At 52.6% G+C, this 18545-nt stretch carries 23 protein-coding genes; 13 read left to right on the forward strand and 10 right to left on the reverse strand.

The window, feature by feature from the left end; all coding sequences use genetic code 11:
• Positions 1–8: 8 nt before the first annotated feature.
• From QZ280_RS12405 to pyrH, 4 genes are all read right to left on the reverse strand, one after another.
• Entirely contained in the window at positions 9–827 is an 819-nt protein-coding gene (locus QZ280_RS12405) for a phosphatidate cytidylyltransferase (protein WP_293444661.1), read from the reverse strand.
• Positions 824–1528: an isoprenyl transferase gene (locus QZ280_RS12410; protein WP_293445188.1), complete on the reverse strand. Its 705-nt coding sequence runs from the start codon at positions 1526–1528 to the stop codon at positions 824–826. The genes QZ280_RS12405 and QZ280_RS12410 overlap by 4 nt, the downstream gene beginning before the upstream one ends.
• Before the next feature lie 63 nt (positions 1529–1591).
• The gene (gene frr, locus QZ280_RS12415) at positions 1592–2155 is read right to left on the reverse strand and encodes a ribosome recycling factor (protein ID WP_293444663.1); all 564 of its coding nucleotides are present in this window, start codon (positions 2153–2155) and stop codon (positions 1592–1594) included.
• An 85-nt stretch (positions 2156–2240) separates the two neighbouring features.
• Positions 2241–2975, reverse strand: a complete 735-nt coding sequence (gene pyrH / locus QZ280_RS12420) for a UMP kinase (protein WP_293444665.1) — start codon at positions 2973–2975, stop codon at positions 2241–2243.
• A 158-nt stretch (positions 2976–3133) separates the two neighbouring features.
• On the opposite strand from pyrH, the gene miaA reads away from it, so the two are divergent.
• The 7 genes from miaA (at position 3134) to QZ280_RS12450 (ending at position 11476) form a co-directional block, all read left to right on the forward strand.
• A complete protein-coding gene (gene miaA / locus QZ280_RS12425; RefSeq protein ID WP_293445190.1) occupies positions 3134–3997 on the forward strand; it encodes a tRNA (adenosine(37)-N6)-dimethylallyltransferase MiaA in 864 nt (287 codons plus the stop codon).
• A gap of 165 nt (positions 3998–4162) precedes the next feature.
• Positions 4163–4525 carry a hypothetical protein gene (locus tag QZ280_RS12430; protein ID WP_293444667.1) on the forward strand — a complete coding sequence of 121 codons (363 nt, stop codon included), beginning with the start codon at positions 4163–4165 and terminating at the stop codon, positions 4523–4525.
• Between the two features lie 155 nt (positions 4526–4680).
• Positions 4681–5085, forward strand: a complete 405-nt coding sequence (locus QZ280_RS16430; protein WP_365734663.1) for a helix-turn-helix domain-containing protein — start codon at positions 4681–4683, stop codon at positions 5083–5085.
• Between the two features lie 126 nt (positions 5086–5211).
• Positions 5212–6873: an ABC transporter substrate-binding protein gene (locus tag QZ280_RS12435; RefSeq protein ID WP_293444669.1), complete on the forward strand. Its 1662-nt coding sequence runs from the start codon at positions 5212–5214 to the stop codon at positions 6871–6873.
• Positions 6874–7002: 129 nt separating this feature from the next.
• Entirely contained in the window at positions 7003–8088 is a 1086-nt protein-coding gene (locus QZ280_RS12440) for an ABC transporter permease (RefSeq protein ID WP_293444671.1), read from the forward strand.
• 12 nt (positions 8089–8100) lie between these two features.
• Complete coding sequence (locus QZ280_RS12445) at positions 8101–9291, forward strand: ABC transporter permease (RefSeq protein WP_293444673.1); 1191 nt, start codon at positions 8101–8103, stop codon at positions 9289–9291.
• Between the two features lie 100 nt (positions 9292–9391).
• Positions 9392–11476, forward strand: coding sequence for an ABC transporter ATP-binding protein (locus tag QZ280_RS12450; RefSeq protein ID WP_293444675.1), 2085 nt, complete (start codon positions 9392–9394; stop codon positions 11474–11476).
• A gap of 60 nt (positions 11477–11536) precedes the next feature.
• Here the strand turns inward: QZ280_RS12450 and QZ280_RS16435 are convergent, their stop codons facing one another.
• The 3 genes from QZ280_RS16435 to QZ280_RS12460 all read right to left on the reverse strand — a co-directional run bounded on the left by QZ280_RS16435 (position 11537) and on the right by QZ280_RS12460 (position 12516).
• Positions 11537–11698, reverse strand: a complete 162-nt coding sequence (locus tag QZ280_RS16435; RefSeq protein WP_365734666.1) for a helix-turn-helix domain-containing protein — start codon at positions 11696–11698, stop codon at positions 11537–11539.
• Positions 11635–11895 carry a hypothetical protein gene (locus QZ280_RS12455; RefSeq protein WP_293444677.1) on the reverse strand — a complete coding sequence of 87 codons (261 nt, stop codon included), beginning with the start codon at positions 11893–11895 and terminating at the stop codon, positions 11635–11637. Before QZ280_RS12455 ends, QZ280_RS16435 begins: the two co-directional genes overlap by 64 nt.
• Positions 11896–12048: 153 nt before the next feature.
• The gene (locus QZ280_RS12460; protein ID WP_293444679.1) at positions 12049–12516 is read right to left on the reverse strand and encodes a hypothetical protein; all 468 of its coding nucleotides are present in this window, start codon (positions 12514–12516) and stop codon (positions 12049–12051) included.
• 123 nt (positions 12517–12639) lie between these two features.
• Here QZ280_RS12460 and QZ280_RS12465 point away from each other — a divergent pair, with 123 nt between their 5' ends.
• The 3 genes from QZ280_RS12465 (at position 12640) to QZ280_RS12475 (ending at position 13568) form a co-directional block, all read left to right on the forward strand.
• Entirely contained in the window at positions 12640–12822 is a 183-nt protein-coding gene (locus QZ280_RS12465; protein WP_293444681.1) for a hypothetical protein, read from the forward strand.
• Positions 12823–12873: 51 nt separating this feature from the next.
• Complete coding sequence (locus tag QZ280_RS12470) at positions 12874–13098, forward strand: hypothetical protein (protein ID WP_293445192.1); 225 nt, start codon at positions 12874–12876, stop codon at positions 13096–13098.
• 62 nt (positions 13099–13160) lie between these two features.
• Positions 13161–13568, forward strand: coding sequence for a hypothetical protein (locus QZ280_RS12475; protein WP_293444683.1), 408 nt, complete (start codon positions 13161–13163; stop codon positions 13566–13568).
• Positions 13569–13735: 167 nt separating this feature from the next.
• On the opposite strand, the gene QZ280_RS12480 is transcribed toward QZ280_RS12475, so the two are convergent.
• Positions 13736–14347 carry a lytic transglycosylase domain-containing protein gene (locus tag QZ280_RS12480; protein WP_293444685.1) on the reverse strand — a complete coding sequence of 204 codons (612 nt, stop codon included), beginning with the start codon at positions 14345–14347 and terminating at the stop codon, positions 13736–13738.
• A gap of 171 nt (positions 14348–14518) precedes the next feature.
• Here QZ280_RS12480 and ssb point away from each other — a divergent pair, with 171 nt between their 5' ends.
• On the forward strand, positions 14519–15013 hold the full coding sequence (gene ssb, locus QZ280_RS12485; RefSeq protein ID WP_293444687.1) for a single-stranded DNA-binding protein: 495 nt from the start codon (positions 14519–14521) through the stop codon (positions 15011–15013).
• Between the two features lie 62 nt (positions 15014–15075).
• Here the strand turns inward: ssb and aroB are convergent, their stop codons facing one another.
• Entirely contained in the window at positions 15076–16188 is a 1113-nt protein-coding gene (gene aroB / locus QZ280_RS12490) for a 3-dehydroquinate synthase (RefSeq protein WP_293444689.1), read from the reverse strand.
• Position 16189: 1 nt separating this feature from the next.
• Positions 16190–16732: a shikimate kinase gene (locus tag QZ280_RS12495; protein ID WP_293445194.1), complete on the reverse strand. Its 543-nt coding sequence runs from the start codon at positions 16730–16732 to the stop codon at positions 16190–16192.
• A gap of 133 nt (positions 16733–16865) precedes the next feature.
• On the opposite strand from QZ280_RS12495, the gene QZ280_RS12500 reads away from it, so the two are divergent.
• Both QZ280_RS12500 and QZ280_RS12505 read left to right on the forward strand, forming a co-directional pair.
• A complete protein-coding gene (locus QZ280_RS12500) occupies positions 16866–17018 on the forward strand; it encodes a hypothetical protein (protein WP_293444691.1) in 153 nt (50 codons plus the stop codon).
• A complete protein-coding gene (locus QZ280_RS12505; RefSeq protein ID WP_293444693.1) occupies positions 17005–18543 on the forward strand; it encodes a hypothetical protein in 1539 nt (512 codons plus the stop codon). The genes QZ280_RS12500 and QZ280_RS12505 overlap by 14 nt, the downstream gene beginning before the upstream one ends.
• Positions 18544–18545 lie beyond the last annotated feature (2 nt).

Consider the following 18545-nt stretch of genomic DNA (forward strand, 5'->3'; position numbering starts at 1 on the left):
GTCCTACTCTACCCAGCCGCGTTCGGCGGGAAATTAAAAGCCAGCTCTACGAGGAGGAGCAAAAGCGCAGCCCCAAGCATGCCGTCAAAGCGGTCCAACAGTCCGCCATGGCCTGGGATCAGGTTGGAGCTGTCTTTCACACCCACATGCCGCTTGATAGCGCTTTCAATGATATCACCAAGCTGCGACGCGAACGCAGCACCAAAAGAGACGAGCACGACCAGTGTACCACCACCGTAAAGCTTCGCAAAGATCAGTCCGACAATCGCCGCCCCGATCCAGCCTGCAATTGTGCCAGACCATGTTTTTTTGGGGCTGACAGCAGGCCAAAATTTTGGCCCCCCAAGCATGCGACCCGCAAAATAGCCCGCCACATCCGTCACAATCACCACGATCAGAAGCCAAGCCATCCAAGTGATGCCGAAATCATCGCGCAATGCGATAAGGCTAAAGCCTGCGATCAAGATCAAGGCCGTGTAGCTCATGCAAATTGGGAGTCTGGTGAATGAACGCGACCCTGAGGAGAGCATCGAAAAGCCAACAAGGCTAGGGGCGAGCAGCATCGGTAAAATGACCCTCGGATACGGCGCGTAGCTTGCGACGAACAGAGCGGCACCACTAATCAACGCCAGCCACAACGATTTTTGGCTGTCCGCGCCTTGCAGCATGCGAACGAGTTCCCAGACCATCAAACCGCATGCAGTTGACACAAGTAGATGGATCCATAATCCACCTGCCCAAACCGCAATGATGCCAATAACCAGCATCGCAATCGCGCTGAGCACGCGCGGCGCAAGATCGCCCCATTGTGTGCCGGCCGCGCTCATACTTTTACGCCGCCAAATCTGCGGTCTCGATTGGCATATTTTGAGGTAAGCGCGCCGAATTCTTCTGCTGTAAAATCTGGCCAAAGCGTGTCGACAAATTCATATTCCGCGTAAGCCGATTGCCATAAAAGAAAGTTGGAGATGCGCGCTTCACCGCTCGTGCGAATAACCAGGTCAGGATCAGGTAAAACGTAAGTATCTAAGTACTTTGGCAGAGTTTCTTCATCAACATCATCAGGGTCCAAATTGCCACTTTTCACGTCCTGTGCCAAACGCTTGGTGGCGCGCGCAACTTCGTCGCGACCGCCATAATTTAGAGCGATCGTGAGGTGTAGTTTGTTGTTCTTTTCGGTCGTGCTTTCCAAGCTGTCCATCAACTCGACAAGCTTGTCATTGAGCCGCACGCGATCCCCGATAAAGCGCACCCGTACCCCCGCTTCCGCCAGCGTGCGCGCTTCTTTGGTGATATAGCGCTGAAACAACTTCATAAGGCCGGACACTTCGACCTGAGTGCGCTTCCAGTTTTCCGTCGAGAAAGCAAAGATGGTGAGGTACTTCACCCCATTGGGCGGACAGGATTCTACAATTTGACGCACACGACGCGCGCCTGCGTGATGCCCAAATAAGCGCGGACGATTGCGCATTTGTGCCCAACGTCCGTTGCCATCCATGATGATCGCGACGTGACGCGGCCCAGACATCGGGTTGGCCTCTGCCGGGATGAAAATCTCGTTTTGCTGAGGGTTCAGCGCCGGTTTCATCACTTAAACCTGCATGATTTCTTCTTGCTTCACCTCAAGCGCTGTGTCCACTGCTTTTATCGCAACATCTGTCAGCTCTTGCACTTCGGCTTCCCAAAATTTTTGGTCGTCTTCGGACAAGCCGTCGTTCTTGGCCTTTTTGATCTGATCCATACCGTCGCGGCGCACATTTCGCACAGAAACGCGGGCACTCTCAGTATACTGCGCGGCAACTTTCGTCAGATCACGGCGACGTTCCTCGTTCAGTTCAGGGATTGGCAGCATAATGATCGTACCGTTAAGCTGCGGGTTGATACCTAAGCCGCTTTCACGAATGGCTTTTTCCACCTTTTGCACGAGACCCTTGTCCCACACATTGATCGTCACCATTCGCGGTTCTGGCACGTTGACAGTTCCGACCTGATTGATCGGCGTCATGCTGCCATAGGCATCAACCATCACCGGCTCTAACATCGAGCCGGACGCACGACCTGTGCGCAAACTGGCAAATTCAGTCTTTAAATTCGCCATTGCGCCATCCATACGGCGCTGCAAATCGTCGGTATCCAGCATAAAGTCGTCTGACATAGTGCTCTCTAAGCCTCGTAAATAACGTTCTATTCTTATTAAGTCAGCAAATACGCGTTGTATAGCGCCCTTTACTGAAGCCTCGTCAGCCTTGAACACGCGTATAGGTACCTTCGCCCGCGAGAATGCCTTTAAACCCGCCCGGCTCATCAAGCGAGAACACGATGATCGGCAGGTTATTATCGCGCGCAAGGGCAATCGCGGAAGCATCCATCACTCCAAGATGCTTTTGCAAGACTTCATCAAAGCTGACCGTGTCATAGCGCTTCGCATCTGGGTGTTTCACAGGGTCCTTGTCATAGACGCCGTCCACTTTGGTGCCCTTAAAGATCGCTTCGCAAGCCATTTCGTTCGCACGCAGGGTCGCGGCGGTATCTGTCGTGAAATAAGGGTTGCCTGTCCCAGCCGCGAAGATGCACACACGTTTCTTTTCAAGGTGACGCACAGCGCGGCGGCGAATGTATGGTTCTGCCACTTCGTTCATCGTGATCGCGGAAATCACGCGCGTGTGGATGTTCTGCCCTTCCAGCGCGGACTGCATCGCGAGCGCGTTCATTACCGTCGCAAGCATGCCCATGTAATCCGCTGTCGTGCGTTCCATCCCTTGGGCAGAGCCTTGCAGGCCTCTGAAAATATTGCCGCCGCCGATCACCATACAGATCTCGACGCCCATATCGTGTACGGTCTTTACCTCACGCGCGATACGCTCCACCGTGGGCGGATGCAATCCGAACCCTTGGCCCCCCATCAACGCCTCCCCGGAAATCTTAAGCATGACGCGGTTAAACGTCGTTCCGTCGGCGGTGGTGAGTTCAGTCATATTGTGCTCCGAAATATGATTGGTATGAGTGTGGTGCAAAGTGCCCAAAAGTCGGGCAATGTTCAATCGCTCAAACGGCATAACGTGATATTTAGCAGTTGTTTGAAAATCAATAGAGTAATCCTGTGGCAAACATAGACATTTCCAATCTTAACCCGATGAAACCTGTATTAATCGCAGGACCGACGGCGTCGGGAAAATCAGCGATGGCGCTGGAAATTGCTGAAGCGCAGGGTGGTGTCATCGTCAATGCAGATGCCAGTCAGGTGTTCGAAGGCTGGCGGGTCTTGACCGCGCGCCCAGACGCAGCGGATGAGAAACGCGCGCCGCATCACCTCTTTGGACATGTTCCTTTTACGCAGGCTTATTCTGCGGGCAAATGGCTTCGCGATCTAACGCCCTTTCTGGATCAACCCAATGCCCGCCCGATTATCGTTGGCGGTACAGGCCTCTACTTTCTCGCGCTAACCGAAGGTCTCGCCGAAATTCCTGAAACACGCGATGAAATTCGCGAAGAGGCGGATGAAATTCGCATGGCAGGCAATCTAAAAGCGATGATTGCGGATCTTGATCGCGACACGTGCGCCAAAATAGATTTGCACAACCCCATGCGCGTTCAACGTGCTTGGGAAGTGCAGCGCGGTACAGGGCGCAGCTTGGCGCAATGGCATGCAGAAACGCCTGCACCGCTACTTTCATTGGATCAAACTCATGCGCTCGCCTTAGATGCAGACACTGATTGGCTGAATAAACGCATCGCACAACGCTTTGATATGATGATTGAGCAAGGTGCTTTAGACGAAGCGCGCATGAACCTTGATCGCTACGATCCAAACCTATTGTCGTGCAAAGCCATTGGCGCGCCGGAGCTTGTGTCGCACCTGCGAGGTGAGCGTACTTTGGGCGAAGCAAAGGAGGCTGCAACGATAGCCACACGGCAATTCGCCAAACGGCAAAGAACATGGTTTCGCGCCCACACAAAGCAATGGACCCGCGTGTCTTTGCCCTCAGGTCGAAACTAGGGCTATCCTGAAAGACACATTCGAGGTGATATTCTGAACAAATTATTTAGATATATGTCCACTTACTAACATTTATGCATTTAGTGACGGTATGAATGAACACACAGCCCCTCACCCTAATCAAAGCACGGTTTTGACAATCTCGCAGCGCGTCAAAGGCGCGCCTTGGCGGCTTGGGCTGGCCCACGCACGCGCGCAGCACATGCTAAACAGCACATGCTAATTTGGGTCACGCGCGGGGCCACGAGCTGTACTGTAAATGCTCAAAGTTCTGCGATGAACAGTCACAATGCTTTGTTTATCACTGCAGGCACGTTGTTTTCATTCAACTACGAGTCTTCATTTTTGGGGCAGACCGTCGTCCTGCCTCCAAGTGACCGTCTGGACTGGCCAGATGAGCATATGTTGCTAAGGGTGCGTGAACCTAAAGCGCAGCTTACGCTGACACATTATGTGGAAACCATTCAAAGCGAAGCCCACGACGCCGAGCCGCTCGCGCGCACGCCGCGCAAACCCATGCTCAATTGATGATGGTTTGGGCGCATCGCTACCTAATGTACCAACATGCCGCTTCCGACAAAGCCGCGCAGCGTTTGATGCGGGCGTTTTGCTCTTTGATTGTGCAATCTAAGGCACAAGACACCGAAAGGGGTACAATGGCAGATTTTGCAGCTTAACTGGGTGTGACACCGGCCCACATCGCACGAGTTTGTAAAGCAGCCTGTGGCATCAGCGCTGCCGATCTTTTGAAACAAAACAGCCTGCAACGCGCACGGTGCCTGTTGAGGGACGAGGGACTGAAAGCCGTCGACATTGCCAAGCGCCTTGGCTTCTCAACCCCCGCCTATTTCACCCGCCTCGTTAAAAGCCACACGGGAGAAACACCTTCGACCTTGCGTAAAAAAGGCCAAGTTGCAGCGTCAACAAAACTCGGTGTAAATCTTCCATTTGGTCGAATTATCAAGATGGTGCGTCTTAATTCGAAGGTTTCCGTAGGGGAAAGTGTCTTTCTCAGTTGCATTCACAGACGATGTCGTTTTCTTTTATGCTCAATGTCGCATTTAAACTTCACTTTACCGAAAGCATGAATTGACGTCAGGCACTTTCTAGTGCCGAATGGAACGACTTGGGATAGCGACGAACGGCGAGGGAAACACCCGCTGCACAACGCGCCTTCAAAATAAGAATAGAAAACGTGTCACAGGGAGAACAAGATGACGCTCACCACAAAAATCCACCCGGCAGCGAAGATGTACGCTGAAGAATTCAAAGCAGGTCTTCTAGATCGTCGCGAATTCCTCACACGCGTATCCGCTTTGGGCGTTGCAACAGCAACTGCCTACACCATGGGTGGCCTTACGCAGCCTGCAGCAGCCGCAGGACACGCCAAGCAAGGCGGCACAGTTCGCATGCAGATGGAAGTGCGCGCGATGAAAGATCCGCGTACATTTGACTGGACGCAGATTGCATTCGTTGCAAACGGCTGGCTTGAGTATCTGATTGAGTATAACTCAGATGGTACATTTAACGGCTGGCTCGCAGAGAGCTGGGAAGTCAACGAAGACGCGACTGTTTACACATTCAACATCCGCAAGGGTGTTAAATGGAACAATGGCGACGACTTCACCGCCCAGCACGTCGCATACAACTTTGCACGTTGGGCCGAGGCAGACGCCGAAGGCAACTCCATGGCGGCACGCGTTGACGCAATAGTTGACCCCGACACGAAAATGGCCGCTGAAGGCGCAATCGAAGTTTTGGACAGCCACACAGTTCGCTTGAACCTGCGTCAGCCAGACATCACATTGATCCCAGGCATTGCTGACTACCCTGCGTGCCTTGTTCACCCAGATGACAATGTTGAAGACTTGCTTGAAAAGCAGATCGGCACGGGTCCATACAAGAATGACAGCCACGAGGTCGGTGTGAAGTCTGTTCTTGTGCGCAATGAAGGTCACGACTGGTGGGGTTATGCTGCCGGCAAAGGCGCATTTCTTGATCGTATCGAGTTCATTGACTACGGCACAGATCCAGCAGCATGGGTTGCTGCGGCTGAATCCGAAGAAGTCGACGCACTTTATGAAAACGTTGCAGACTTTGTTGACGTATTTGATGCACTTGGCTGGGAGAAATCTGAGCTCGCAACAGGTGCAACACTTGTCATTCGTCCAAACCAAGCTGCGACAGATGCAGATGGTAAGGTGATTTTTGAAGACAAGCGCGTGCGTCAAGCGATCGCAATGTGTGTCGACAACGCGGTTCTCCTCGAGCTTGGCGTGTCTGGCCGCGGTATCCCTGCGGACAACTGCCACGTTGGCCCTATTCACCCAGAGCACGATGCATCTGTAACCCGTCTTCAACATGACCCTGCAAAAGCAATGGAACTTCTGACAGAAGCAGGCATGGCGGACTATGAGTTTGAGCTTCACTCCATTGACGATGATTGGCGCAAGAACACAACAGATGCCGTTGCTGCGCAAATGCGTGATGCAGGCATGAACGTGAAGCGTACAATCCTTCCAGGCTCTACATTCTGGAACGATTGGACGAAATACGCGTTCTCATCCACGAACTGGAACCACCGCCCATTGGGTACCCAGGTTCTTGGCCTTGCGTATAAGTCTGGCGTTGCTTGGAACGAGTTTGCGTGGTCCAACGAAGAGTTTGATGGGCTTTTGGCTCAGGCGAACTCTATCGCTGACGCAGATGCACGCCGTGAAGTGATGGCAAAGCTCCAATCGATTGTGATCGAAGAAGGAGTAACGATCCAGCCATACTGGCGTTCTGTCTTCCGTCACATCCGTCCTGGCTTTGTCGGCATGGACATGCACGTTGCATATGCTTCCCAGCTTTATAAGTGGGGCGTTGCTGCATAAGCGAGCTTAACAAAAAGAAACCGCGCGCACCTATGGGCGCGGTTTTTTTTGCGAAAGAGCAGGCCACAAAGGTTTGCCAACCCCGTGGATCGCATCTCGATCCGCTTAGCCTTATCAACAGGGGCACGAATGGGACTGTTTATTCTTCGCCGCTTGGGGGTCATGATCCTCACGGCAATCTGTCTGACGTTCATCGTCTTTTTCTTAACCAATTTACAACCTAACCTAGAAAAGCTCGCCAAAACTCAAGGCGAGATGCGCATGAGCGACGAACAAGTCGAACGCTGGCTCGCAAATCGCGGTTATGATCAACCTTTGCCGATCAAATACGGCGAATGGCTTGGAGTTTGGCCATCTAAGATTATTGAGACAGATGACGGCCGCACCTATGGGCGATGCCTCGAAACTGATGTATCCATTGAAGATGCACCGCGGTTTTGCGGCGTAATCCAAGGGGATTGGGGCTTTTCCACAGTCTTCAGAGATAAAGTATCCAGTATCATCGCCACGCGTTTGTCGCTGACTGGCAAATTGATGTTTTGGGTGATGGTTCTGATGATCCCATCAGCGTTACTGATTGGTGTTTTGGCGGGCATGCGTGAAGGTTCACGCACAGACCGCTCCCTTTCAACACTTTCAATCGCAACCACGGCAACGCCTGAATACGTCTCTGGTGTTATTTTCATTGCCATTTTCGCGGCCTCTGCGTCGCCACTTAATCAATGGCTCGCGTCAATGGACTGGATTGAAGGGCGTACCTTGTTCAAAGGCACTGCTACTTCTGCCATGGAAAGCGCAAACTTTAATAACTTCTTCCTGCCCGTCTTGACCATTTCGCTTTATGGCATGGGCTATATCGCCCGCATGACACGCGCATCCATGGCGGAAGTCATGACAGCGCAATACATTCGCACCGCTCGTCTGAAAGGTGTGAGCTTTCCAAATATAGTGGTGAAACACGCATTGCGGAACGCGCTGATCGCGCCTTTCACAGTTATCATGCTGCAAATCCCATGGCTTTTGAATGGCGTGGTAATTGTGGAGACCTTGTTCAACTACAAAGGCTTCGGCTGGGTTCTTGTGCAAGCCGCGGGCAACAATGATATCGAACTCTTGCTCGGCGTGTCCGTCGTGTCGGTGATCGTCGTTTTGATCACGCAGCTGATATCGGACATCGGCTATGTTTATCTCAACCCACGCATTAGCGTCAGCTAAGGAATATTGGATATGGAACCGCTTTCTTGGGGCGCAATTTTCGCCGGCATGTTCACCCAATTGACCCCTGTTTGGGTCGCGCTGATTGCTACATTCACATTGTCTATCATCTACAAGCGTCGTCTTGGGCTTTATGGCAAACTCTTTGACTCTACGATCGGGATGATCGGGTTTGCTTTGGTTATGTTCTGGGTTTTCGTTGCCATCTTTGGTGCGATGGACATGATCTTGACACATGATCCCCTGTCCCAAGTTTCCGGGATGAAGAACAAAGTCCCCGGCACAGCACTCCGAGGCGCTGAAGATGGCGACTACGCGTATTATCTTCTAGGTGGTGATAACCTCGCGCGCGATATCTTTAGCCGCGTGATGGGCGGTGCGACCATCGTGATCTTGATCGCTCCATTGGCAACCCTATTCGCCTATATGGTTGGCATCACTCTGGGCCTGCCTGCGGGTTACTACGGCGGTCATTTCGACACAGCGCTATCGTTCGTCGCGAACCTTGTTTTGGCTTTCCCTGTAATCTTGTTGTTCTATCTTTTGGTGACCCCTGAAATCGTCAACACAGGCCTGCCTCAATATATGGCAATTGTCCTGTTCTTCTTCCCACTGGTCTTTTTCGCAGTGTTGATCAACACGCGTCTAAAGGAGCAACCCCAAAAGAATATGGTCTGGCTTTGCGCAGCGTTAATCCCGATGGCGATCTTGTATGTGGTTACAATCAATGCGCCCGGGACAAAGATTGATCTGCTGGGACCATTGGACTTCTTCAATCCTGCGTCGGGTATCTTGGTGGTCTTCGTGTCAGTCGTTTTCGTGAACTCACCCACAGTTTTCAGAATTGTGCGCGGTTTGACATTGGACATCAAACAACGCGACTACGTCGCTGCAGCGCAAACACGTGGTGAAGGCGCTTGGTACATCATGCTCTGGGAAATCTTGCCCAACGCACGAGGTCCACTGATTGTCGATTTCTGCCTGCGCATCGGCTATACTACCATTTTGCTTGGAACCCTTGGTTTCTTTGGCCTTGGCCTGCCGCCAGAAAGCCCTGACTGGGGCAGCACGATAAACGAAGGCCGTAAGCTTTTGTCGATCTATTTGCACCCTGCTTTGCCACCTGCCTTAGCATTGTTGTCATTGGTCTTGGGGCTAAACTTGCTGGCGGATGGTCTGCGCGAAGAAAGCTTGCGCGATTGATTGAGAGGGTGGACGGAGGGCCAGCCCCCTCGACCCCCAAGATATTTAGAAAGAGAGGAAACATGGGTTTTCTATCTTTGCTCCAAAGGGAGACTTGAGAATGGCTAAAATGGATTATGATGGACCGATCCTAGAGATTGATAAGTTCTCGATTTCCTTTTTTACACGGTTGCGCGAAATTCCAGCTGTGATGGATTTTTCTGTGACAGTGCAACCCGGTGAAGCGGTTGGGCTGGTCGGTGAATCAGGTTGCGGCAAGTCCACTGTCGCACTTGGTGTAATGCAGGATTTGGGCAAGAACGGCCGCGTCGTTGGCGGCTCCATCAAGTTCAAGGGCCGCGATCTGGCGGAAATGAGCGCAGAAGAATTGCGCGACGTGCGCGGCAATGAGATTGCGATGATCTATCAAGAGCCGATGGCGTCATTGAACCCTGCGATGAAGATCGGCAAGCAGCTTGCTGAGGTGCCGATGATCCACGAGGGCATCGATGAGGCAGAAGCTATAGAGCGCGCGTTGCAGGTGGTGACGGACGTCAAACTCGCCGACCCTGCGCGTATCTTGGACAGCTATCCGCATCAGCTCTCGGGCGGTCAACAGCAACGTATCGTGATTGCGATGGCCTTGATGTCCAAGCCAGCCTTGTTGATCCTGGACGAACCGACGACAGCCTTGGACGTGACTGTTGAAGCCGCAATCGTGGAACTCGTGCGCGATTTGGGCAAGAAGTACGGCACATCGATGCTGTTCATCTCACACAATCTTGGTTTGGTTCTAGAAACCTGTGACCGCATCTGTGTGATGTATTCCGGCGAAGCGGTTGAGCGCGGTTCCATCGAGGATGTATTCGACGAAATGCAGCATCCTTACACGCAGGCGCTATTCCGCTCGATCCCGCTGCCGGGAGCCGACAAAAACGCGCGCCCTTTGGTGGCGATCCCTGGCAACTTCCCTCTTCCACATGAGCGCCCGACCGGCTGTAACTTTGGCCCGCGTTGCGACTACTTTGAAGCAGGTCGTTGCGATCGAAGTGATATTTCTATGGTGAACGTGTCTGGCAACGACCGCCACGCAACACGGTGCTTGAAGCATGAAGAAATCAACTGGAACGCCTCCATCACCGTCGGTGAGCAAAAGGAAAAGGGCGAGATTGGCGATGTTGTTCTGAAGATGGACAACCTCAAGAAATACTATGAGGTGTCTGCCAACGCGCTTTTCAGCAGCGGCAGTAAGAAAGTCGTTAAAGCCAACGAAACTCTAAGTTTTGAAGCACGCGAAAGCGAAACTTTGGCGATTGTGGGCGAATCCGGTTGCGGCAAATCCACCTTTGCCAAGGTTTTGATGGGGCTGGAGACAGCAACAGACGGTGAAATCTTGCTCGACAATCAGAGCATCGGGAACACGCCCATCGCGGAGCGTGACACGAAAACCGTCGCCGATGTTCAGATGGTGTTCCAGAACCCTTTTGATACCTTAAACCCTTCGATGACGGTTGGTCGTCAGATCATTCGCGCGCTTGAGATATTCAAAATCGGCAAGAACGAAGCGGAACGTAAGACCCGCATGTTAGAATTGCTAGATCTGGTGAAGCTACCGCGCGAATTTGCAGATCGCATGCCGCGTCAGCTTTCTGGTGGGCAGAAACAGCGTGTCGGAATTGCGCGCGCGTTCTCTGGTGGTGCGCGCATTGTTGTGGCGGATGAACCTGTCTCGGCGCTTGACGTGTCGGTCCAAGCGGCCGTCACGGACTTGTTGATGGAAATCCAGCGCAACGAGAAAACTACGTTGCTGTTCATCTCGCATGATCTCTCGATTGTGCGTTATCTGAGCGATCGTGTGATGGTGATGTATCTTGGCCATGTGGTCGAACTCGGTACGACGGATCAGGTCTTCTCGCCGCCTTATCACCCTTATACAGAGGCGCTTTTGTCAGCGGTTCCCATTGCTGATACGAGCATTGAGAAGAAACACATCGTGCTTGACGGCGACATCCCGTCTGCGATGAATCCGCCCTCTGGCTGCCCATTTCAAACGCGCTGTCGTTGGAAATCCGAAGTTCCAGGCAACCTGTGTGACACAGAGGTACCACACGTGCGGACCCTTGATGGCAACCATCAAGTAAAGTGCCATCTCAGTGATGAAAAACTCTCAGAAATGGAACCGGTCATCAAAATCGCAGCAGAATAGGTTTCATCTTTCAAAATAAACTTCGGGGGACCCTGCGCACGCAGAGTGGGGCTGGCCCCCTTACCCCGGAAATTTGCGCGGTATTTTACCAGTGATGCGCAAAAACTCGCGGTTGAAATTCGACTTGGTATTGAACCCTGCGCTCAGCATCACTTCTGTCACACTGTCCCCTTGCTCCAATGCTGCGCAAGCAGCTTTGATCCGGGCGCATTGATGTAGCATGACACGTATTCACCACTCACACGGTTAATCACAATCGAAAGCGTTTTGACAGGCAATCCTAAGCGCCTAGCCAAGCGGGTCAACGTTAGATCAGGATCAAGATAGAGCCGCCCCTGCTCCATCAACGCATCCAAGCGGTCGATGATCTGCGTGTCTTCTTCACTGGCCACTTGCACCATATCGCTTGTATCGCCCACCCTCCGGCACATCGATGACGCTGCGCGATAGGCTCAGTGCACCCATTAACAACAGCATGTTCGAAGACGCAAAGCCAATGATCAATGGCTACCACTCGGGCTTGCCTGTAACAATCGTTGCAATAATGGCAATATCGGTGAATGCAGACGCAATCAGCGCAAAGCTAATCCACCGCCAAATGCGATCAGAGGCGTCGCCACTTTCAATCCGCAAGCGCGGCAACATGTCAGCCCCACGTGAGACGTTGTAAAAAACGCTGCGCCATAGGCGCAAAACAAAAGTGGAATCATCACGTCAAGCGCATAGGGTTGAACAACAATCGCAAAAAGCGCCAAGACGGGAGGCATCACATGCGGCCACACTCTATGCCCACGCTCAAGCCCGAAATGCAGTAGTGCGATCGACGCGAGCGGTGGAATAGAGGCGGCCAAAACAGGCAAGGCCCATCGCAACGCATCCATTTCAAAGTGCATCACCAATGCAATCAACGCGGATTGAACAGTGCAGGCCGCTACAAGGATCGCCAACGGAGTGATCAGCCGATGCGTTTTGATGAGTGACACGCATAAGAATGCGAGCACAAGCGCGCCGAACAACGGAATAGTTAGGGTTGGCAGCATCACATTACTCTAAAATGGACTAAAACCGGTTTTGCGACGTCCCAAAACCCGTTTCAGGACGCATATATTAAAAGATGCGCGCATCTAAGACTCATCGCAACCACGAAACGAATGGACGAACAGATGCCCTACACACAGATATTCACCTACACCGCAGCAGCTTTGGCCAGCGGCGTAGCACTTTTCTTTGGCGCGGCTTGGATGCTCTCGACAGCGACCCGCGAGAACCCCAAAACACAGGTTGGTTTCACCGCCATGCCACTCACTGTTTCGCATCGCGACAAGACGCTCGATATGCACATTTAGTATTCCACGGAAATCACTGGCGAGGCTGATCTGAACGCACAAAACGCGCTAATTTATGGGTTTCACGGCCATGAAGGTGCCACCCCGCGTGACAGTACTTTTCCGTTGATCGTTCTTAGCCATGGCTCTGGCGAACGCATGATGCAAATGGCGTGGCTCGCCACTGAATTGGCCGAGCAAGGCTACATCGTTGCCGGCATAAACCATCACGGCACCACTTCCGCGGACAGTGATCGCACCGCACGATTCAAATCTGGGAGCGCTCTGCCGATCTGAGCGCGATCGTTGATACCTTTGAAGCCGGATCACCCAATGGCTTTCAAGCCGACCTAAGCGATGTGACAAGTGCCAGTTTTTTACTGGGTGGTCATTCGGCCTTGGCCCTTGCAGGCGCTCGCCTGTCTAAGAATGCGTATATCAAATATTGCGATGCGCATATTGGCATGCTCGATTGTGGCTGGATGACGCGGGGCGGCGTTGATTTCAATGACATTGATTCAATGCGCTGTAAGGCCTCGTTCAAAGATTCGCGCATAATTGCGAGCATAGCGATTGATCCAGCCTTGCCACAAGTGATGACCCAAGAAAGCCTGAGCACCATCGCGCATCCGACCCTATTGCTTAATCTTGGGGATTATCCGTATATGCCCGCAGGTACTGACGCAACTGGTTTGGCTGAGACCATTCCAAATGCGCGGTATGCGGCATTTTCATGTTCATGGCACATGAGCGGGATTGGCGAATGAAGTATGCTCGGACATTTGATTATCAGCCCATCGGGTTATTTCACAGGAGAAGTGAACATTTGCGGTGAAGCTGCGCGGTATAGCAAGATCATCCAAGATGAAATGTTTTGCGAGATCTTGACGTTCATGAAAGCAAACCGGGCGCGTGTTCTAGGTACAGCAACCTCTTAGCTGCCCCAGATCACCTTCACGTAGTTGCGTGTCTCGTTGTAGGGAGGCACGCCACCATGCTTTTTGACGGCGCCCGGACCGGCGTTATAAGCCGCAAGGGCAAGACGCCAAGATCCAAATTCACGGTATTGCTCTTTAAGATAGCGTGCGCCGCCGTCAAGGTTTTGCTTGGGGTCACTTGCATCAACGCGCAAATACTTTGCAGTTCTCGGCATCAACTGTGCCAAACCTTGAGCGCCAGCATGCGACACCGCATTGGGGTTCCAATTGCTTTCCTGCTGCACGAGGCGCAAAAACAGATCTTCGGGAATGCCATGTTTGCGCGCCGCAGCGCGCGCCATTAGGGAATACTTGCCTTTATAGCGCCCACGATATTTCAGCGATTTGCCCGGCGTGCCCCACTTCGTTGGCGTGACAACCGACGGCGGCTTCAAACGTACAGAGGCCTTGTATTGCTCAGACGCTCGATTATCCAAAATTTTGGATTGCGACTTGAACAGTTTTTGGCGTGATTTTGTAGATAGACGATCCGCCGCGACAGGCGTTGCCAGTGCAAGAATTAAAAGTGCCGCAATACTCGTGCGAGCTCGCGTATTAAAAACGCTCATTTAAAAGTACCTGTTTGCCTATCGTTGAGCGCAATATAGCGGTTTTTCGCCCTAGGACTAGTACCAGCGTCGTTATTCCATTTTTAACCATGATCCGGTGGTGTAGGTTCGACAAAACTTCGCTGACTGAGTCGGTGAATTACTCGTTTTACAATCCCAAAGGGGGCAAACATGGCCGGTTCAGTTAACAAAGTCATACTCATTGGCAATCTCGGGGCCGACCCAGAAGTGCGCACGTTTCAAAATGGTGGCAAAGTCTGCAATCTGCGCATCGCCACGTCTGAGAATTGGAAAGACAAGAACACAGGCGAACGCAGAGAGAAGACCGAATGGCACACGATTGCCATTTTTCAAGAAGGTCTCGTGCGTATCGCGGAGCAATATTTGCGCAAAGGCTCCAAGATTTACATCGAAGGCAAATTGCAGACACGCAAGTGGCAGGACCAATCTGGTCAGGATCGGTATTCCACAGAAGTGGTTTTGAATGGCTATGATGGCGTCATGACGATGCTCGATGGTCGCAACGACGACCAAGGTGGCGGCTATAGCGGCGGCAACCAAGTTGGCGGGTATGATAGTGGCCAGGGCGGTGGCGGTGGTTATGGCGGTGGTCAAGGCGGCGGTGGTGCACCTTCGCGTGACCTAGATGACGAAATTCCTTTCTAAAGTAGAGATGCTGGACCGGGGGCCTGCCCCGGATCCTAGAATATTTACAGGAATAGGAATCGTTAGCAACGTGCGAGCGCGTCTTGCAGCAGAGTAAGGACCGCATCTTTCGGGACGTCCGCTGTGACGAATGCCGATCCGATCCCGCTCGCGAGAATAAAGCGCGGCTGGCCGTCGAATACTTTCTTGTCTTGCCCCATGAGATCAAGTAGAGCGTCCGCATCGGGCAAATCACCTTTAATATCAGACAGATCGACCTTCATGCCCATCTTACTGAGGTGGGCGCGCACACGGCTTGGATCTTCTTGACTACACAGGCCAAGTCGCGACGACAGTTCGAACGCCAGTGCGCAGCCTATCGCAACCCCTTCGCCGTGCAAAAGTCGATCCGAATATCCTGTTGCAGCCTCTAATGCGTGGCAAAACGTATGCCCAAGATTGAGCAATGCGCGGTCGCCCTGTTCGGTTTCGTCGCGCAGAACAATGTCGGCTTTCATCTGTACAGAGCGACGCACCGCTTCAACCCGCGCGCTTTGATCGCCTGCAAGTAACTTTGGGCCGAACTTTTCCAACCATTCAAAGAAATTCACGTCCCCGAGCATGCCGTATTTAGAAACTTCGCCGTAGCCAGAGAGGAAATCGCGCGGGGTCAGCGTATTGAGCGTGTCAGTATCCGCCAAAACCAATGCGGGTTGATGAAAGGCCCCAATGAGGTTTTTGCCCTGCGGTGCGTTGATCCCAGTTTTACCACCAACCGAACTATCAACCTGCGCCAGCAGTGATGTGGGCACCTGAACGAAGCGAATGCCGCGGCGCAGCACTGCTGCCGCAAATCCAACCAAATCTCCAATGACGCCGCCACCAAGCGCTATCACTACATCGCGGCGTTCAATTTTCTGTTCAAGCAGCCATTCTACACAGCGGGTGAACTCAGGCCATGCTTTTGTGCTTTCCCCAGCAGGCAAAACAAGTGACACCATCTCGATACCTTGCGCTCCGAGCCCTAAGCGCAACGTCTCCAAATGCAAAGGTGCGACGTTCTGCTCAGTCACCACAGCGACACGTGGGCGATGCAAAAACGGCGCGATCTCTGCGCCTGCGCGGCGGAGCAGACCGGGTCCGATGCGCACTTCATATTCACGCTCCGGCAAAGGAACGCTGACGATTTCAAGCATTCTAGGTCTCCAATACATCCGCATGCAGGGCTAAGGCTTGCGCGACCTGTCCTGCGATGTCCTCGATCGAATAGTCGTTGCTGGCATCGACTGAAACATCTGCCAGTTCGTAGATCGGCGCACGCGCTTCGAACAGGGCGCTGAGAGTCGAATATGGATCGGCTGTTTGCAGCAAAGGACGCGTGTCTTTGTTGCGCACACGAGACCACAACAAGGGCAATTCGGCGTTCAAACAGACGGACACGCCGCGCTCTGAAATAAGGGTGCGATTACGTTCCGCCAAGAATGCGCCGCCCCCTGTGGAGAGCACACAAGGCGCACCATCCAGAAGCCGTGCAATCACTTCACTTTCGCGCGCACGAAAAAACGCTTCCCCGTCACGCTCAAAAATTTCAGCAATGCTTATGTTAGCGGCTGTCACAATTTCCAAATCCGAATCAAGAAAAGGAACGTCGAGCTTTGTAGCCAATGCTTTGCCCACAGCCGTTTTGCCCGCACCCATCATGCCGACAAGGACCACCGTTTTGTGCAATTTCCAGACCATTTGCGCTAAATCCACCTGCGCGCATCGGCTAATGCCCGCCAAATTTCAATTTGTCACCTTCAATGACGTGAACTTACCAAAAAGGCCATATATAAACGTGACAAAAGACGGCAAGCAGGCAAGGATCAGGCTTATGTGGCGTATCATCAAATGGTTGATCTATCTCGCGATTTTGGCAGCGCTTGCCTTGATCGCATATGCGTATCTTGGGCCTTTTTTTGGGGCTGATTTCTCTGCACCTTTACAAGAAATTCGCGTTCCGGTGGATTTGAATGGCGGGAATTAAGAACCGCTTCAGGCTTGGTCTTGCGCTTACCTGTGCAATACAAATGCCTGCATTTGCGAATGATCCCCTCTCTGCGATTGAGTGGTTGGAAAAGCAACCCAAGCAAATTGTGGTGCCGCTTGAGGCCCCACAAATCACAATTGATGAACCCGCCGTCGCAGGGTCGGTCACCACACCCAAGGTTACAGTCACGCCACTTGGCGCGCCTGTTCGCGCGGCAGCAGGACTGTTGCCAAGTAACGTAACGGGCCTGCCGAGAGATCTGTGGCAAGGCAGCGACGCTGAGGCCGTTAGCACGCTAATCAAAGATTTGAACGCTGAAAAATTACCTGCACTACAGGAGTTATTGTTCACGTTGATCTTGGCCGAAGCGAATCCGCCAAGGGATGCGCAAAATTCTGAATTTCTGCGCGCGCGACTTCGGAAACTTTTATCTCTGGGAGCGCTAGATCCAGCAGCCGCCCTATTGACGCGTGCGGACCCCGCACATCCCGATCTGTTTGACCTTTATTTTGATGTGTCTTTGCTCTCAGGCGATCCCGATGCGCCGTGCAAAGCTTTGAAAGCACAACCCAGCCTTAGCCGAGATTTTGCCTCACGCATTTTTTGCGATGTACAATTGAAGGACTGGGACAATGCAGCTTTAACACTCTCAACTGCAGATGCGATTGGCGCGCTGGAACCGACAGATGTGGCCTTGTTGGAACGTTTCCTTGATCCGGAGTTGTTTGAACAAATCCCTCCGGCACCGCAGTCATTGAGTGTGTTGCGATTCCGCTTGTTCGAAGCCGCGGGTGAAAGCCTCCCAACAACCTCCCTACCACGCGCGTTTGCGGCGACAGATCTTTCCGGCGACGCTGGCTGGAAGCCGCAGCTTGACGCAGCAGAACGTTTGGCGCGGGTTGGCGCTATTTCTGAGAACCGTTTGTTGGGCATTTACACGAGTCGCAGACCCTCAGCATCCGGTGGAATTTGGGATCGAATAGACGCAGTACAACGTCTTGATATCGCGCTGAAATCCGATGATCCGGTTGCGATATTAAAACAGCTCCGTCGCGCTTGGGAAAAAATGCAAGAGGTGCAGCTCGAAGTTCCTTTTGCGGCGCTCTTTGCGCGAGATCTTTTGCGTCTGCCAAACAAAGGTGCCGACGCTGATTTAATCACAAAAATTGCGCTTCTCTCACCAATTTATGAGCAAGCGGCAGAGCGCAGAACTGAAAATGTGACTTTGATAATGGCTCAATCTATCGCAATCGGCGAACCTAAGGCGCAAAGCACGCTTCCCCTAAGTCAGACCCTCACCGACAGCTTTTCAGGCGCGGGTGCTCCACAAACGTTGACAGATATAGCGGGAAAAGCGCGTTTGGGAGAAGCCATTTTACGCGCCGTTGCGTTGGCCATATCAGGGGCCGAGGGCGATCCAGCTACGCTGCAAAACGGGCTTGCCTTCTTACGCAGCGTTGGGCTTGAAGACACGGTGCGACGCGCGGCACTTCAATTGATCCTGCTTGAGCAAGGCTTCTAGAT

Origin of the sequence: Planktotalea sp. (assembly GCF_018607995.1) — a bacterium.
GTDB lineage: Bacteria > Pseudomonadota > Alphaproteobacteria > Rhodobacterales > Rhodobacteraceae > Planktotalea.

Excerpts from the sequence above, each read along its gene's own strand:
- QZ280_RS12405 (WP_293444661.1), bottom strand. The coding sequence starts at position 827 with ATGAGCGCGGCCGGCACACAATGGGGCGATCTTGCGCCGCGCGTGCTC.
- QZ280_RS12445 (WP_293444673.1), top strand. The coding sequence starts at position 8,101 with ATGGAACCGCTTTCTTGGGGCGCAATTTTCGCCGGCATGTTCACCCAA.
- QZ280_RS12440 (WP_293444671.1), top strand. The coding sequence starts at position 7,003 with ATGGGACTGTTTATTCTTCGCCGCTTGGGGGTCATGATCCTCACGGCA.
- QZ280_RS12450 (WP_293444675.1), top strand. The coding sequence starts at position 9,392 with ATGGCTAAAATGGATTATGATGGACCGATCCTAGAGATTGATAAGTTC.
- QZ280_RS12465 (WP_293444681.1), top strand. The coding sequence starts at position 12,640 with ATGCCCTACACACAGATATTCACCTACACCGCAGCAGCTTTGGCCAGC.
- aroB (WP_293444689.1), bottom strand. The coding sequence starts at position 16,188 with ATGCTTGAAATCGTCAGCGTTCCTTTGCCGGAGCGTGAATATGAAGTG.
- ssb (WP_293444687.1), top strand. The coding sequence starts at position 14,519 with ATGGCCGGTTCAGTTAACAAAGTCATACTCATTGGCAATCTCGGGGCC.
- QZ280_RS16435 (WP_365734666.1), bottom strand. The coding sequence starts at position 11,698 with ATGCTACATCAATGCGCCCGGATCAAAGCTGCTTGCGCAGCATTGGAG.
- frr (WP_293444663.1), bottom strand. The coding sequence starts at position 2,155 with ATGTCAGACGACTTTATGCTGGATACCGACGATTTGCAGCGCCGTATG.
- pyrH (WP_293444665.1), bottom strand. The coding sequence starts at position 2,975 with ATGACTGAACTCACCACCGCCGACGGAACGACGTTTAACCGCGTCATG.
- QZ280_RS12505 (WP_293444693.1), top strand. The coding sequence starts at position 17,005 with ATGGCGGGAATTAAGAACCGCTTCAGGCTTGGTCTTGCGCTTACCTGT.
- QZ280_RS12495 (WP_293445194.1), bottom strand. The coding sequence starts at position 16,732 with ATGGTCTGGAAATTGCACAAAACGGTGGTCCTTGTCGGCATGATGGGT.
- QZ280_RS12500 (WP_293444691.1), top strand. The coding sequence starts at position 16,866 with ATGTGGCGTATCATCAAATGGTTGATCTATCTCGCGATTTTGGCAGCG.
- QZ280_RS12410 (WP_293445188.1), bottom strand. The coding sequence starts at position 1,528 with ATGTCTGGGCCGCGTCACGTCGCGATCATCATGGATGGCAACGGACGT.
- QZ280_RS12480 (WP_293444685.1), bottom strand. The coding sequence starts at position 14,347 with ATGAGCGTTTTTAATACGCGAGCTCGCACGAGTATTGCGGCACTTTTA.
- QZ280_RS12460 (WP_293444679.1), bottom strand. The coding sequence starts at position 12,516 with ATGCTGCCAACCCTAACTATTCCGTTGTTCGGCGCGCTTGTGCTCGCA.
- QZ280_RS12435 (WP_293444669.1), top strand. The coding sequence starts at position 5,212 with ATGACGCTCACCACAAAAATCCACCCGGCAGCGAAGATGTACGCTGAA.
- miaA (WP_293445190.1), top strand. The coding sequence starts at position 3,134 with ATGAAACCTGTATTAATCGCAGGACCGACGGCGTCGGGAAAATCAGCG.